This is a genomic window from Butyrivibrio sp. AE2032, assembly GCF_000702965.1.
This window is the reverse complement of sequence record NZ_JNLF01000005.1, coordinates 1635009-1650248: the sequence shown is the minus strand read 5'-3', so window position 1 is coordinate 1650248 and position 15240 is coordinate 1635009. Positions and strand designations below refer to the sequence as shown.

Genomic DNA, 15240 nt, shown 5'->3' with positions numbered 1-15240 from the left:
CATGCCAGGTCATGGATCGGATAGTCATCAGGTTAACTGAGTAAGTTAAATTGGAGTTGTTGAGGATAGAAATGACAATTAAGGAAGCTTGTGACCTGTTAAAAGATGAACTGTTGGATAACGGTTATGAATATGGTTTCTGTTTGAATGGGGTAACGTATAAACCCGATTTTTCTAAGGGTTTTGATGAAGATTTTTTCAATCGGTTATTAAAGGACTATCGCATTCAGGATCCCCAAGATACAAGACGAGCCAAGGCCGGAACCTGCCATGATGCGGTTGTGCTGATGAGATCCATTCTTGATGAATACAGTGTTCCAAGCAAGATATGGCTGTTCCGGAATGGTGGAGAAACCTAAGCCTATTCACTATCCTTGATCTTCATGGTGTGCCGGATAATCTCGACCAGAAAGCACAGTATATTGATGATTTTGTTAATAAACTGCTTGCTATTCATAGTGACAAGATGCTAAAGGAAACGCCTTGTGATCATATTTGTGAGAAGTGCGGAACACTTATGATCAAAGAATTACCAGATGACAGAGTAGGAACTTATGGCATTATCTGTCCTAATTGTGGTTGGGGAGCGGTAACAACGTACACGGATCCTATCGTTACTGATCAAACACAGTATTCGATTGTATTGCTGGAAGGCAATGAATCCTCTGTCGAAGTTATCCGTGCGGTTAACAAGGTTTCACACCGCAATCTGTTGAAATCGAAACAATTGATAGAGAGTGCTCCACAAGTTATATATGAGGGCGATGCACTTGAAGTATTTGATATGAAAGAGATATTGGATGCTGAAGCGGTTCTATATAAAATCGAACCGGATTATCCATACGACTAAAGGACATTGATTATGAAACCGGTATACAGACCATTAGAAGATATAACATATGATGAAGCATTAAGAATACTTGAGGCCGGAACGATTGAGGAAAGGATTCTCTTGCCGCTTAGGGCAGGAGAAACAATGGTTGATTGGAAACAAGCACAGACTATCTGCATTAGATCTTTTGATTCCGATGATCCACGAGTTAGAGCGAATGCGGCCTTAGGATTAGCATACATCGCCAGAACTAAGGTCCAACTTGAAAAGCATTTAGTTAAACCTTTGCTTGTAAAGGAACTGAGAGAAAACATCGAAAACAGATGGCGAATTATCGATGCTATTACAGACATTAACTATTACTTAGGATGGCATCTGGAAGAAAAGGCTCTTGAAAAGATAAAGGCGGAGCAGGGAGGCAGTCACATGGATTCGCAGAAGATTAGTGAATGCATGAAGCGGAATATGGAAAAGAACAACATCACCGCAGAGATCCTTTCTGAAAAGACGGGACTCTCTTTATCACGCATTGAAGAATATATATCTGGTGAATTTGTTCCAAAGGCTTTTGAATTAAAGTTGATAGCTAATGAGGTTGGTGTACCTTTGATTTCATTAATCCATGGTGGTGGTTGGATTGAATACTATATGAAGGATGAGAACGGAAAAACAATATGTAAATGGGAAGAGTATTGATGGGAGTTGTTTATGAGTTTACAAGACACAAGTAAGTTTATTAGTTTAATACTTCGCCATAAGCCTGAGACTATCGGTATCACACTTGATGAGCATGGCTGGGCAAATGTTGACGAACTGATTGCCGGTATCTCAAGGACACACGAGATCAATCGGGAAATACTCGAAGAGATCGTAAGAACCGATAACAAGCAACGTTATTCGTTTAATGAAGATAAGACTCTTATAAGAGCTAACCAGGGTCATTCAATCCCGGTTGATGTAGAACTTGACGAAGTCGAACCGCCGAAATATCTTTATCATGGAACGGGTGAGAAGTTCAGAGAATCTATCGATGCAGAAGGCCTAAAGCCTAAGAGTAGGTTGTATGTACATCTCTCGGAAGATATCGAGACTGCGACTAAAGTTGGCAGCAGACACGGAAAGCCGGTAGTGTACCGCGTTTTTGCAGGCTGGATGCATAAAAACGGATTCAGATTCTATAGATCTGTTAATGGTGTATGGCTTACCAAAGATGTCCCAACAAAGTATATAAAACGAGAGACTTTCGATGAGAAAGAGCTTGCAGTTGTTATCAAGGAGATCAAACGCATCTTATCACTGGATATAGATAATGACGATACCAGTAAAGCGGTTGAGATCTTTGATCTCGAGAAGGATTATAGTTGGGAAGTTCTCCAGCAAGGACTCTTTAAGGTGTTGTTGGAGGACGGCTTTGCATATGAAGATTATTTTGAAATTGCAAATGTATTCTGGCTGGCCACATGCATAAACATCGAGAGAAAGATTGATGGAGAAAACACGCTGAAGTTCAAAAAGAAATCAACCATAGGCTTGTTATACTACAGACTTCATGATTATGAAGCTGCACACGATATTATATGGGGTGTTGTATGTGATCTCTATCATCTTGATTTCAATAATTCAGAATATGATCCGCTGAAAGATGAGAATATCATTAAGCAGTTGAAGAAACTTGGAATTGAAGTGTAAGTAACAGAACAGTTTAATCATCTATTATTTCCTGGTATAGCGTGTTCTGTTCTTGGAAAGACATAGAATTCACGTAACTTTGATTATAGATTATGCAAGCGAGTTCTAGTGAATTGAAACTATGACCGATTTTCTTGCAATAATCAGCCACATCTTTTGAAGGAATGAGGTCATAAATATCCATAAACAAGCTCCTTTGCTATTTCACTTTGTTTATATGGAGTAAGATGGAACAAAATGACGCATGCATTGGTCATTTCAACTTTACATAATTTGACATCACTTCCTCAATAATGCTGGTAATTTTATCTTGAAAATCTTTCCCATGAAGAGAAAATATATACGTATTTGAAAGAGAACGCTGATGGTTTTATCTGGAATCTCAGTGTAATTGTTGCGGAGTATCCGATAGAAACTGTTTCGCAGTTTTGGATTTGCGACTAGTAAGAAATAGATTATTAGTAAGCCACTAGCTTCGTTGTAGGCTTTGAGATCATTTTCGAATTTGCTCTCGAATTCCTTTTGGCTATTAGTTTTTATGTCTTCCCATTAATAGTAAAGAATACAGGAATAGCTATGCTGGTTATGCTGATAGCGATTCCTGCTATTTGTTTTGGCTTTTCTGTTATTTATGGTATCAGGAATGGTTTCCACTGGTGGTATGCATTAGTTGTAGCTACATTGTTTTTCCCTACGATATTTATCTTTTATAATTCAAGTGCATGGATATATGTAGTAGCATATGCAGTAATATCACTTGTCGGCAATCTTGTTGGATGGCCGTTTTACAAGAAAAAATAGATTGATAAATAAGCAGTATGATCAAACAGGGAGAAGGACGGCGGCACGCTCTCACTCATCACGAACGCTGTCGGCAACACCATCTTCTACGAATCGAACGGCTTTAAGTGCTTCAGCTTGAAGGCGGAGTGAAGTACAATAGTTGGAGAGTACCTTTGAGCAATGGTCGGAAGCCTATGAATAATATCAAAGCAGCAAACGAAACAATAAAGATCACAGAGTGCGGATCTTACGAAGTGTCCGGCAAGAAGGTTGTGTTCAGTAAAGAAGAACACAACTGTGTTACAGTGTATTCTCCGGAGGACGGTGAGAAACTTCTTGAGAAATATGCATCTATTCCTTCGGGCGGCAGGATCTGCACGCTCAAGGTCATCAACTCGGATTCGTTCGAAGCAGCACGTGACATGGAAAAGCCCTTCGTCATGAACTTTGCCAATGCCCATAATCCGGGTGGCGGATTTAAACTTGGCGCAAATGCCCAGGAGGAGGCACTATGCAGATGCAGTACGCTCTATGCATCGATCTCTTCTCCCAAGGCGTCTGAAATGTACCGTTACAACAACACACACGTTTGCATGGTCGAATCGGATTACATGCTCTTGTCTCCGAATGTGCTCGTATTCCGCAATGCATCGCTTGAATTACTTGCTGAGCCTTTTACGGCAGGCGTCATCACGGTTCCTGCTCCAAATAAAAGAGGCGCGGCAATGTTTGCTCCCGCCGGTCTTGTTGAGGAGACCATGCTAAGGCGGATCAGGATACTTCTCCTGATTGCCGCAGATAACAGATACAGGAATCTCGTCCTAGGCGCATGGGGCTGCGGTGCTTTCGGTAATAAACCTCAGGACGTGGCGGAGTGTTTCAGAAAGGTCTTGATCGACGAAGGATACGGGCGTCTTTTCGATGAAGTCAGATTCGCAATATACGGCCCCGAGAACGGAAATAACATCACGTGGTTTAGGAAAGTGTTTTGCGTGAAATAGTTCCATCCCTATTGCAAACGCACAGTTAAGATAATCATGAATATAAATGAGTATGACAAATCGGAATTTATGGGAGGGTTATCCGATTATGAAAGATAATAAGTGGAAGTGTCCAAAGTGCGGCCGTAGTTTTAGCAGGACAGGCCAGGGGCACTATTGTGGAAAAGTCGAAACGATAGATGAGTATATTGATGCGCAGGATGAAAGTGTAAAGCCTTATTTGAATGAAATTCGGCAAATACTTCGCAGTGCTATTCCTGAAGCACAGGAAAAGATATCGTGGAGTATGCCAACATACTGGAAGGGCGCGAACATTATACATTTTGCCGCATCAAAAAAACATATCGGACTCTATCCCGGCGATGAAGCCCCTGTTGTCTTTGCTGATCAACTTGCAGGGTATGACGTGAGTAAAGGTACTATACGGATTCCGTATATTTCACCTCTTCCTAAAGACCTTATTGCCAACATTGCAAGATGGTGCTATGAAGAATACCGCAAATGAAAAAGGCTAGCCGTCAATTAGGAATTTGATTAAATCTTGAATCATCTGAACTGTTTTCTAAGATCTGTTTCCCCGGTTATTCGGATTATCTGTCTTACCGCCTCATCAACACCGCCTTCAGTGCGGATCTTCTCTGAGATCATTTCTGCATTGTGTTTCTTGATATGGTAGTCTTTTTTCATCTCTTCTATAGCTTTGACGATTTTTTCTTCAGACAGGTCTTTTGCATCTATATGAGTTGTTGACACGCCGCACTTTTCGAGTTGCATTGCAAAACCCAGCTGATCTAAGACATGCGGAACAGGAATTGACGGAATCCCGTAGATCATTGATGCTGCCGTAGTACCAAAACCACAGTGGTGAATAACAAAGCTTCCCTGCCTGAAGAGCCAGCTGTGCGGCACACTCCCGCATGCGATCATGGTATCAGGAAGATCATAATCCTGAAGTGTTTTCTGGAAGCCCTGGATCACAGCACGGCAGCCGGTCTTTTGGAATGCGTTAACAAACATATCGAGCTTAGCCTTATCCGCTTTGTCCTCAAATGACATCGCACCTAGTGCGAGGATCACAGGCTTCTCACCTTCTTTGATGAATTCTGCAAGCTTGCCGTCCGGAATATATTCCGGCTCTTCATCGTACCAGTAACCGGTCAGTATATTTATATCCTCCCAGTAAGGGCTCCGCTCTACAACATATTTGCTTATGGGGATCAGATTCAGTTTATCAGACCTTAATTCGTCGCCGTTTTTCATAGGCCCTAAACCGTATTGTCTGCGGATCTTGTTGAATGGTTTGTCGATCTGTCTGCCGATCATTTTCCCGATGATCCTGTCCTTAAAGCTTACAGGCTTGTTCTTCTCAGGGATCATCTCTGTCTGAAGAGAGACGTCCACCGTCGGGATCCCTAATACGCCTGCTTCGACTGCACCCATTTTACTGTGTGTCACAATGATCAGATCTTTGCCTTTACAGAGTTCATATACTTCTTTCGAAGAATCCCGGATAATCTTCATTATGAAGTTCATGCACCTTATCATGCTGAGTGCCGCATTGGATGACTTGCCTCTTATCGCAGCTGCTTCTGCTTCGATATCAATATCCGGTCCGACCGGCTCAAAATGCACACCATAGGATTCTATCAGGGAACGCCAGCATGGGTGCGACCCCAGAATTACATCAAAACCGGAATTCATAAGTGCGCGGGATAAGATAATATACGGCTGGACATCACCCCTGGTGCCCATGGTAAACATAGCTATCTTCTTCATATAACTCCGCCGTTCATCAGCGCATGAACTTCTTTTTTGTACACTTTCTTTCTCTCTTCGGTAAGTTCGCCGTTAAGAAGATATCTATATGTCAGCATAGTCATATATGCGTGATACCGGCGGACGATAGCATCAACCTGGGATTCGGGAAAAGTACCCTGGGTAGCAAGCATTCTGAATACTCTGAGATAGATATCATAAGGGTCGGTAAACATAGTCTTCTCGTAAAGCGCACGCATTTCTTCATTATGGAACTGTTCGATCATCATCAGCCTTATCATGAGATTGCAGAACGGATCAAAAAGATAACTGTCCATCATGTATGAATCTATGATATCTGTGCTTCCGGCATTCTTTTTCTTTGTCTTTCCGGAAGGCATCTGCGGCATCTCATCTATATGGCTCAAAAGACCGTTTATGTGATCTTTGAACTTAGCGATAAGCGAATCAAGGATATCCATCTTATTTTTGAAGTGATAATAAAGTGTGCTTTCCTTAATACCGACCTCGCCGCAAATATCCCTTATAGAGACTGCTTCATAGCCTCTTTCAGAGAACATATGAAGCGCTACATCCATTATTTTCTCTTTTGTGGTCATAACCAAAACCTCTCTAACGATTGTTAGAGCAATAATACCTAACAACTGTTAGAGTGTCAACCGGAATGATATAATTACCTTGTCTGAGGGAGTGATCCCTTAGTCGGGAAAATAATCAGTAAAATGCAATGAGGATAGGTGAGATCTATTATGTCAAAGCTTGTATTAAAATGCCCGAAATGTGGTACAGTCCAGTATGTTAAGGGCGATGGCCCCTGTTGGAAATGCCATACTATGGTTGTTTTTCCAAAAGACGGTGTAATTCAAATCTACCGTATGGCTTCCTGTGCCATATGGCCACTATAATGTCATGATGAAGTTTATGGATTATGCAATGAGCAAATATAAAGGCACCGCTCTGGAATTCGATATCACTCCTAATAACAGAATAGTGTACCTTAAGGCTGCACGCGTTATTCCGGGATTTATGACCAATACTACAATCTTAGAACCGGCTACTGCTGAGGAGATGCCCCTGGTTTGATATGACAAATGGCGTTATTTCAATAGACTATGAAATTATCAGCATTACGTACCGGAAAGGAGCAGTAACATGGCAAGTGTATTTAACGTGTATGGGATAGCAGATGATGCAAAAGAATGGTATGCTCAGCAGTCATTGGGAGATGTTCAATGGGAATACGATGAGGTGTTAGGTTATCATTGCGGAGATATATATGTAAAGTCACACGATGGATGTGCTTCTTTCGAGGATACTTCTGAAACAAACTTCTTCGGATGGGGTGTGGAAAGCTGGATAAGGTTAGCCGGTGGGAAAGAGTTGATTTTCGGGCATTACGAAGAAGACAATGGTAATGCTGAGTTCATTCATATCAAAGATAATGCGTGCATCAGAGAATACAGAGCATATGATTTCGAAGATGCAGAAACCGACGAAGGCAGTGAGCCTGTTTTCAGCAGCTGGGTCGACGTGGCTACTTACGTTGATAAGAATCTGCTTTGATCAGCATTGAAAAATGATTTGATACAAGGGGGACGATCATGCAGGATCAGAATGATTCGATATCCAATGCAAGTTCTCTTCCGCCATTCAAATGCGGATGCGGAGAGATTTTTACGAGCAAGTTCTGCCCTGGCTGCGGAGCGCAACGAAAAGAAGAAAATACTTTCACATGCGATTGCGGTTATACGGGACCTGCTCTCAATTTCTGTCCTGACTGCGGCAGAAAGATCAGTGATAATACTGCGCCCGCTGCTCCTGCAGTTCCGGAGCAGGAGCCGGATGCCGGTCCCGAAATTCCGAACAACGCGGTTATCCTGTTCAGTATGTCTACTTTCAGTTCAGCTAATCCGCCCGTTACCATATCTTCGATCGTATATGAGTATTCAGACACACAGCTTCTTTTCGACAATAACGGACAACGCCGCCTGATCTCAGCAGACGTCATCGAACCCGCAATGGAGATCATCAGGAGAAACGGACTGGATGATCCTAACTTCAAAAACCCTACGGGCGTTATGGGCGGCAGCGTATATATCTCCTTCAAAAACGGTGACAGTTACATTCACACGTCACTCCAGGAGCAGGGCTACGCGGTATCAGCTGCCAAAAGCGAACTGATGGCTTTGTTTAATAACGCGCAAGAATGAACTCGGCAGAGGCTTGCCCTTTGTCAGGTATATCATCAGTTATATTTACAGGGAAATGCCAAAATGAATATTGAAGGTAATAGTATAAAGCGGATAGATTGCAGCGAGATTCAGAATTGTTTTTCATTTTGGGATTTCGAGAAAAACATAGAGAAAAGAAAAAGAATAGAGTTCGAGGTTGAGAACAATATCCGGATAATGTATGCCTATATTTTGAATAAAAGATATATTGCAGGCATGTCTTTGCGTCCGATGGATAATAGAACGATGTACTTATCATATCTGGCCGTGAATGAAAAATACCGTAATCAAGGGATAGGAAGCGAAATGATAAGGTATGCTTGTCAAACAAGTAAAAATATTGGGTTTTCTTATTTAATACTGAATGTGGATCACGATAATACAAGAGCCGGAAGTTTATATAAAAAACTCGGATTTTCCGAATTAAAGAACGACGGCAAAACGATCGTAATGTGTAAACAGCTTGATTAACCACGAATATTCAGGAAACTAATTTACTAAGACAAATTGGATCAAGAGGAGATATAGATTAATGAATGCATATAAAGAGATCAATTCATTTTTCTGATAACGTATCTCAATCGTGTTTTTTCCTAACCACGATTCCTCCCATATATGAGCTCTTCATGAATCCGGGGAAATACAGAAAATACACTTCAGTTCCTTTTCTGTAAAATGGATCAAAAACGGTTTTGCTACAGTATTTATCGTCAATTAAGTAGTAAAAATCCTTACGGAAGAATCTAATAACCCACAAACTCTTCCTGCGCGTAATATATCCTACGTGCCAGTAAAAATCCTGCTGATTGATCTTTGAAACAAAGGTCAAAGAATTTATGCAGCGAACAGTCCAAAAGGCACTCATTCCTATAATAGACGCTGCCAGAAGCATTATCACAGTCGTAATAACATCAGAAAACACATACAACTTCTCGATGAAACCGGCAAACCAAAGCACTGCAACCACTACCGAAAAAATAATACCAATTAAAGGGTAGACGAAAGTCCTCTTAAAATACTCATCACGGATACTCTTTAGTTCGCTGCTGTCCAATTCACGCGCGTTTTTGAATTCAGATTCTGATAATCTCACTTCTTGATAATGTCGAATTTTTACCCGTTTGATATCCGTGTTCTGTTCCATAATCCTATCCCCAAAATCCGTTCTAACTTAAAACTAACCCATAGATCGAATCCCTATTTTAATCCCAATATAAAAATATTAAAATATTATCGACTAGCGCTTCCATTATACCAAGATTGCAATATCTTGTGAAAAGACGATCATCAATAATAATTGCTATGACCCTGCATTTGTTTATGTGGAGTACATTAATATCATCAGAAGAGATACGTAACTATGGGGATAATTAAAGAGATATTTGGGAAGGTAAGAATATATCAGCTTCGTTCACGCGTTGATAGCCGTGGATTTATGTCATATGTTTTCGACGAAAACATCTATGATTTCAGCATTAAAGAAGCCAGGATTTACAGCATGCCCAAGGAAGGCACTTTCTTTGGAATACACTATAAAGAAGAAAGCAGCCCGATGACGAAACTGGTTACAGTCATAAAAGGCAAAGGGATGGATTATGTTATAGATCTGAGAAAAGGATCACCGACCTACCTTCAGTGGGAATCGATTGAACTATCAGAAGAAAATGCCCTTGCAGTGCAGATCCCGGCAGGATTTGGTCATGCATTTATTTCATTGCAAAAAGATACGATACAGTTATACGCAGTAGACAGAAGCGGAGCCGATGCTCATTCTGAACATATTAACTATAGTGATCCGCAGATTGGGCTCAAGCTTCCGATGCCTGTTTCTGAAATTTCGGATTATGATCAGAATGCTCCTTTTGTCTTTTAGTGAACCGGAGGATCTATGAGTAAAAATATTGCTATAAGACTTGCAGATATGACATACATTGATAGCTGCGTGGAGATCTTGCAGGATTCTGTGCTTGGGAAAGCATATTTCAGCAATCACAAAAAGGCAACTGACATGCTCTCATATGCAGTGGCACAAAACAACGTATATGTTGCGTTGGATGAACATGGAAAATGTCTGGGGTTTATCTACTACATGACAAAAGGTGTCTTTGGAAGTTACCCGTATCTGCATATTATTGCAGTTAAAGAAGAATACAGAAGTCATGGCATCGGGAAACAGCTTATGAGATTTTTCGAGGATAATGCTTCTGATCAGCCTCGAGCTAAATACTTTTTAACTGTAGATGACTTTAATCCAAGAGCAAGGAAATTATATGAAAACCTGGGATATAAATGTGTTGGAGAACTTCCTGACTTTTATAAACAGGGGATCAATTGCTATCTGATGATGAAAACCAGAGGAATAGAAAATGATCGAAACTAAGCGTTTGTTATTACGTGAATTTTAAGCATAGTATAGTGTTTGAAGGAAGCAATTTTGATTATGGGGAAAAAGAAAAGAGAACACGTAGTTTTCGATCAAATGCTAAAGCAGAAAAAGAGTATCCCTTTTTCGAAAACAATAAGTGATAGCCCGCGAAAACAGAAAACAAAACCTTTGAAGTCAAAATAATCAGTATATGAGGATAGAATGAGCAACGAAGAATACATCAGAAAGTGTTATGAACTGGCTATTAGCGCAGGAAAAAAAGGCTACGATACCTTTGGTGCAGTTCTGGTACACAATGGAGAGATATTAGAGGAAGCGGAGAATACCGCTGATTTTGAACAGAAGATATTCGGACATGCCGAATTCAATCTGGTACATAAATGTGCAAACAAATACTCTGACGATATGTTGGCAGAATCTGTTTTATACACCAGTTGTGCTCCATGTGAGAGATGTCTGGGTGCTATTGCTTCGCTTGGTGTTCACCGGGTTGTTTGCGGTGTGTCATATAAGGAGTTTTGCAGGTTGCTGCCTTTCGATCACAAGGAGTTGGACCGGGAAGGATTGTTGAAGCAATTAGGTATCGACATGACTATAACCGAATCTGTTCTTGAAGACGAAGGAATGCATGTTTTTGAATGGTGGGGTGGCGAATACCACCCGTTGGAAGAGCTGATAGCAGAAATGGATGAAGTAAAGCGCAATAGCACTAAGAATGATTGAACCTAAGGGATTGGATAAGATAATAAACAGAACAAACGACAAAGTAAGATTGATTGAATATGAACAATACCAAATGGAATGAGAAGGAAAAATGAGAGTGATAATAGAAACAGAAAGATTGATTATTAGAAATCTTAGACCTGGTGATGAACATGCGGTATTTGCTTGGGCAGGTGATCCGGATGTTGCAAAATATATGATATATCCACAGTATAATTCGGAAGCAGATGGAATCGAATGGTTAAAGGACAGGCAGCTGAAAGCTGATGATCCCAACGACTATGACCTGGGATTTGTTTTGAAAGAAACCGGAGAACTGATCGGTGGTGGCGGATTGGTATACCATCCTGATATCGACGTATGGAGAATAGGATACAATCTAAGGAAAGATGCTTGGGGAAACGGCTACGTGATGGAAGCATTAACTGCAATCATGGATGAAATCAGGAAAACAAGAAAGATTCGAGCAATAGAAGGCCTGTTTGCTGTAGAAAACTATAAAAGTCAGCGTGTTATGGAAAAACTGGGGATGACCTTCGTTGAAGATACTGAGTACGAGAAATTCGATGGGAGTGCTCATTTCCTTGCAAAGAAATATAGGCGTGTATTTGAATGAGTTTTTAGAAAACTGATTTATGAACCACCTTTATAGAACGTAGGATTAGAGCACTAAATGATCAGTTTTTAGGATTATGAATACAATGATAAAGATACGTGAAGCAACAACAGAAGATGCAGTAAGACTTGTTGAAATCTACTCATACTATGTGTTAAACACAGCCGTTTCATTCGAATATGAGGTGCCTTCAGTTGAGGAGTTTACTGAAAGAATGAGAAATGTAATGAAGAAATATCCATATCTTGTTGCTGTTAAGGATGACTATATAGTCGGATATGTGTATGCTGGAACTTATAGCGCCAGAGATGCATATTCCTGGACGGTGGCAAATTCAATATATGTGGATAAAGACTACAGAAGACAGGGAATCGGCGCCTTGATGTATGGCGAGCTGGAGAAGCGGTTAAAAGATCTGGGTATCGTGAATATGCTTGCCGGAAGTGCCTTTTGCGAGACTGAGGATGAATATCTTTCTCACGACAGTTATGAATTCCATAAACACATGGGATATGAGAAGGTAGCTCAGTTGAAAGGCATCGGTAAGAAATTCGACCGTTGGTATGACCTTTTGTGGATGCAGAAGAAATTGTAATTTGGTAGAGGCATATGTATGAAAGTATTTATTGTATATTGCCATCCTTCAAAAGATAGTTTTACGAATGATGTATATAAATCTTTTGAACGAGGTTTAAGAGATGCAGGTCATGAGATTTTTATATCTGATTTATATGATATGAATTTTAAAACGGATATAAGTGAAGAAGAATATTTACGAGAAACCTATTACAGAGCTGATGGAATAAAATCAAAAGATGTCTTGATTGAACAGGAGAAAATACAGAACAGTGATGCGATTGTGTTTATATATCCTGTATTTTGGACAGAAGCACCCGCAAAGCTTGTGGGATGGTTTGACCGAGTTTGGACAACAGGATTTGCTTATAAGCCGGATCCAACGATGAAGGTTCTTGAAAAAGCATTATTTATAGTTTGTGCAGGAAAATTGATGAAATCTCTCATTGAAACAGGGGAAAAGAGTGCTATGGAAACAGTAATGTTGGGAGATAGAATTCGCAATAGAGCAAAAGAGAAAGAAATGGTTATTTTTGATAATATGACGCATTGGAATGAAGACGCACGAAGTGAGAATATTCCTCGATATCTTTCCAAGGCATATGAAATGGGTTTAAAATTTTGAGACGCTCAAAACTTTCAGTTTGTCGGGATGAAGCGATAGTAAGTTATATAATCAGGATAATAGACTAAGACAAATCTGGATTTATAGAGGTGAGCATGATGTTGGAAATACTGAAAACGAGGTTTTTAGAACACAGGAATCTTCATCCGGGTCTGGAATGGTCCGAGGTGGAGCATAGGCTGCGTGAGGCTCCCGCTGCCATCGCGGTTTTGCAAAATATGGAGGAAAGCGGCGGTGAGCCGGACACCATGGGTTATGACGTAAAGACGGGAAAACTCATTTTCTGCGACTGCGCAAAGGAATCGCCCGTCGGGCGCAGAAGCCTGTGCTATGACGAAAAGGCATTGCATGGGCGCACTAAAAACCCACCGTCAGGCAGCGCCGAACGGAAAGCGAAAGAGATTGGCGTTTCGATGATGACGGAGGAACTCTATCGTCGACTGCAAAGTCTCGACTCATTTGATCTGAAAACGTCAAGTTGGATCGCTACACCAGATGATATCCGCAGTAAGGGCGGCGCGCTGTTCTGCGAACGCCGCTATGATACCGTGTTCACTTTTCACAACAGCGCGGATTCCTACTATTCTGTGCGCGGATTCAGAGGGTATATTCTTGTCTGAGTACCGGGCTCAATGATAAAAAATACTGCGATTTCTTGGACTGGAAAAGCGCTAAATACAAATTCGCCGGGATGAACGATAGAGCGTTATCTCAAAAGTTATATATTCTTTCTGATTTGGATTTTCGGATTGTTTGTGGACAAGAATGTTAAACTGATCTGTGAAAAAACGTCCGAGACTACTGTAAAAGAAACAGAGAAAGGAACCTGAAGTACTGAGAACATGTATATTTATATCGCTTACAGAGACCTGAAAACATATTACACTCAGAATTCCCTCTACGGCGGAGTGCCATACAACAACGATTACAAGTTCACAGCCATAAAGGATGGTCTTTACTATCTTCTTACTCTGAATGGTGCGAACTATCGCGTGTCAAAAGAGGCCGGAGAAAAGTTTATCGAAGATGTCTTGAATAAATGCACGGGTGAACATCAGGGTTCCTTTCCTTTTGTTCGGTCACTTAACGGTAAGGATATGGCTGCAGTTATCGAGCGGTCGCGCGAAGTGGATTTGCGCGGGCGCGGGCATTTATCAAGTCAGAATTTCTATTACGATATGGACGCTGACGTTCTGTATCAGATGTTGGAAGAACTGAGGGCAGGGTCAGGAGAACCTATGGATAAACGTGCATTAATGAACTACTGCTATCCTAACCCTACACTGCCCGAAGGTGATTTTGATCTTACCGGGATCTATCACGGCATTTACTGCACGCCGGACAACAAGCCTAATTCCGTAATTCAGACCGTTTTCCCGGATAAGAAGGTCAGTTACTTTTCAATAAGCAAGAACGGCGCTTACATTCAGATGAGAGTCGATGACAATAAAGTGATGAGCAACGTGCCGGCAGAACTGATCCCGGAGATCAAGGAGAAGGTGAGACAGCTCTGTGCTGATCCGAAAGAGGCTTATGTTGAACACGGCGACTGGGAAGGCTTTATCAGATTCAATAATGACGAGGAAATCTTCACTGATCCGGATAAGACACTGGAACTGCTTAACGAGATTGCATCAAAGAGCGAGTACGACAAAACTGAAGCGGTGGATACAAAGAAATATTACACTGTAGGCAAAGCCCCGCCCGGAGGTTTTGGAGGATTTGGAATGTTCGGCATGATGGGTGGTTTTCCTGTTGCTCCTTCAGTTTCTCCGGCTGACACGCCTTCCGCAAGCACAGAGGAGCCTGCTTCGGATAGTAAGAAATGTAAATTCTGCGGTGCAGATGTCACACATGGGCAAAAGTTCTGTTCAGAGTGCGGAGGCAAAGTAGAATAATGATGATAAGCAGAACCTATGTAAGACATGGATGAGTTAAGTCAATTAAATATAATACACTAAGCCTCGGAGCAGAATCCGAGGCTTTTATAATGAAAAATCAT

20 protein-coding genes and 1 pseudogene are annotated in these 15240 nt (G+C 41.1%); 18 read left to right on the top strand and 3 right to left on the bottom strand.

From position 1 onward, the window contains the following. Nucleotides 1-71: 71 nt before the first annotated feature. The 6 genes and pseudogenes from BO18_RS24955 to BO18_RS24925 all read left to right on the top strand — a co-directional run bounded on the left by BO18_RS24955 (nucleotide 72) and on the right by BO18_RS24925 (nucleotide 4810). The gene (locus BO18_RS24955; protein ID WP_034450399.1) at nucleotides 72-359 is read left to right on the top strand and encodes a hypothetical protein; all 288 of its coding nucleotides are present in this window, start codon (nucleotides 72-74) and stop codon (nucleotides 357-359) included. Beyond that, the gene (locus BO18_RS24950; RefSeq protein WP_034450398.1) at nucleotides 329-850 is read left to right on the top strand and encodes a hypothetical protein; all 522 of its coding nucleotides are present in this window, start codon (nucleotides 329-331) and stop codon (nucleotides 848-850) included. The genes BO18_RS24955 and BO18_RS24950 overlap by 31 nt, the downstream gene beginning before the upstream one ends. A 12-nt stretch (nucleotides 851-862) precedes the next feature. After that, the gene (locus BO18_RS35100; RefSeq protein ID WP_066738445.1) at nucleotides 863-1528 is read left to right on the top strand and encodes a helix-turn-helix domain-containing protein; all 666 of its coding nucleotides are present in this window, start codon (nucleotides 863-865) and stop codon (nucleotides 1526-1528) included. A 12-nt stretch (nucleotides 1529-1540) separates the two neighbouring features. Beyond that, nucleotides 1541-2068: pseudogene (locus tag BO18_RS36545) on the top strand (RNA 2'-phosphotransferase); the annotation flags it as partial. Between the two features lie 1430 nt (nucleotides 2069-3498). Further along, complete coding sequence (locus BO18_RS24930) at nucleotides 3499-4305, top strand: TIGR02452 family protein (protein WP_034450396.1); 807 nt, start codon at nucleotides 3499-3501, stop codon at nucleotides 4303-4305. Nucleotides 4306-4393: 88 nt separating this feature from the next. After that, nucleotides 4394-4810 (top strand): iron chaperone, encoded by a 417-nt coding sequence (locus BO18_RS24925; RefSeq protein WP_022780158.1) that lies wholly within the window; start codon nucleotides 4394-4396, stop codon nucleotides 4808-4810. 41 nt (nucleotides 4811-4851) lie between these two features. Here the strand turns inward: BO18_RS24925 and BO18_RS24920 are convergent, their stop codons facing one another. Next, complete coding sequence (locus tag BO18_RS24920) at nucleotides 4852-6081, bottom strand: glycosyltransferase (RefSeq protein ID WP_034450395.1); 1230 nt, start codon at nucleotides 6079-6081, stop codon at nucleotides 4852-4854. Beyond that, nucleotides 6078-6680, bottom strand: coding sequence for a TetR/AcrR family transcriptional regulator (locus BO18_RS24915; protein WP_034450394.1), 603 nt, complete (start codon nucleotides 6678-6680; stop codon nucleotides 6078-6080). Before BO18_RS24915 ends, BO18_RS24920 begins: the two co-directional genes overlap by 4 nt. Nucleotides 6681-7002: 322 nt before the next feature. Here BO18_RS24915 and BO18_RS35095 point away from each other — a divergent pair, with 322 nt between their 5' ends. From BO18_RS35095 to BO18_RS33505, 4 genes are all read left to right on the top strand, one after another. After that, nucleotides 7003-7164: a hypothetical protein gene (locus BO18_RS35095; RefSeq protein ID WP_185752571.1), complete on the top strand. Its 162-nt coding sequence runs from the start codon at nucleotides 7003-7005 to the stop codon at nucleotides 7162-7164. A 69-nt stretch (nucleotides 7165-7233) separates the two neighbouring features. Beyond that, a complete protein-coding gene (locus BO18_RS24910) occupies nucleotides 7234-7644 on the top strand; it encodes a hypothetical protein (protein WP_034450393.1) in 411 nt (136 codons plus the stop codon). Nucleotides 7645-7682: 38 nt separating this feature from the next. After that, nucleotides 7683-8291: a hypothetical protein gene (locus tag BO18_RS24905; RefSeq protein WP_034450392.1), complete on the top strand. Its 609-nt coding sequence runs from the start codon at nucleotides 7683-7685 to the stop codon at nucleotides 8289-8291. A gap of 63 nt (nucleotides 8292-8354) precedes the next feature. After that, nucleotides 8355-8783, top strand: coding sequence for a GNAT family N-acetyltransferase (locus tag BO18_RS33505; RefSeq protein WP_051689139.1), 429 nt, complete (start codon nucleotides 8355-8357; stop codon nucleotides 8781-8783). A 106-nt stretch (nucleotides 8784-8889) separates the two neighbouring features. On the opposite strand, the gene BO18_RS24895 is transcribed toward BO18_RS33505, so the two are convergent. Continuing rightward, nucleotides 8890-9456, bottom strand: a complete 567-nt coding sequence (locus tag BO18_RS24895) for a hypothetical protein (protein WP_034450391.1) — start codon at nucleotides 9454-9456, stop codon at nucleotides 8890-8892. Between the two features lie 216 nt (nucleotides 9457-9672). On the opposite strand from BO18_RS24895, the gene BO18_RS24890 reads away from it, so the two are divergent. The 8 genes from BO18_RS24890 (at nucleotide 9673) to BO18_RS24855 (ending at nucleotide 15136) form a co-directional block, all read left to right on the top strand. Continuing rightward, nucleotides 9673-10185, top strand: coding sequence for a dTDP-4-dehydrorhamnose 3,5-epimerase family protein (locus BO18_RS24890; protein ID WP_051689138.1), 513 nt, complete (start codon nucleotides 9673-9675; stop codon nucleotides 10183-10185). Nucleotides 10186-10200: 15 nt separating this feature from the next. Next, on the top strand, nucleotides 10201-10692 hold the full coding sequence (locus BO18_RS24885) for a GNAT family N-acetyltransferase (RefSeq protein WP_034450390.1): 492 nt from the start codon (nucleotides 10201-10203) through the stop codon (nucleotides 10690-10692). A 207-nt stretch (nucleotides 10693-10899) separates the two neighbouring features. After that, nucleotides 10900-11421: a deaminase gene (locus BO18_RS33500; protein WP_051689137.1), complete on the top strand. Its 522-nt coding sequence runs from the start codon at nucleotides 10900-10902 to the stop codon at nucleotides 11419-11421. Between the two features lie 91 nt (nucleotides 11422-11512). Next, the gene (locus tag BO18_RS24875) at nucleotides 11513-12037 is read left to right on the top strand and encodes a GNAT family N-acetyltransferase (RefSeq protein ID WP_034450389.1); all 525 of its coding nucleotides are present in this window, start codon (nucleotides 11513-11515) and stop codon (nucleotides 12035-12037) included. Nucleotides 12038-12122: 85 nt separating this feature from the next. Further along, complete coding sequence (locus BO18_RS24870) at nucleotides 12123-12632, top strand: GNAT family N-acetyltransferase (protein ID WP_034451744.1); 510 nt, start codon at nucleotides 12123-12125, stop codon at nucleotides 12630-12632. An 18-nt stretch (nucleotides 12633-12650) separates the two neighbouring features. Next, nucleotides 12651-13238: an NAD(P)H-dependent oxidoreductase gene (locus tag BO18_RS24865; RefSeq protein ID WP_034450388.1), complete on the top strand. Its 588-nt coding sequence runs from the start codon at nucleotides 12651-12653 to the stop codon at nucleotides 13236-13238. A 95-nt stretch (nucleotides 13239-13333) separates the two neighbouring features. Then, nucleotides 13334-13858, top strand: a complete 525-nt coding sequence (locus BO18_RS24860; RefSeq protein WP_330379632.1) for a DUF4256 domain-containing protein — start codon at nucleotides 13334-13336, stop codon at nucleotides 13856-13858. Nucleotides 13859-14080: 222 nt separating this feature from the next. Further along, the gene (locus BO18_RS24855; RefSeq protein ID WP_034450387.1) at nucleotides 14081-15136 is read left to right on the top strand and encodes a zinc ribbon domain-containing protein; all 1056 of its coding nucleotides are present in this window, start codon (nucleotides 14081-14083) and stop codon (nucleotides 15134-15136) included. Nucleotides 15137-15240: the final 104 nt, after the last annotated feature.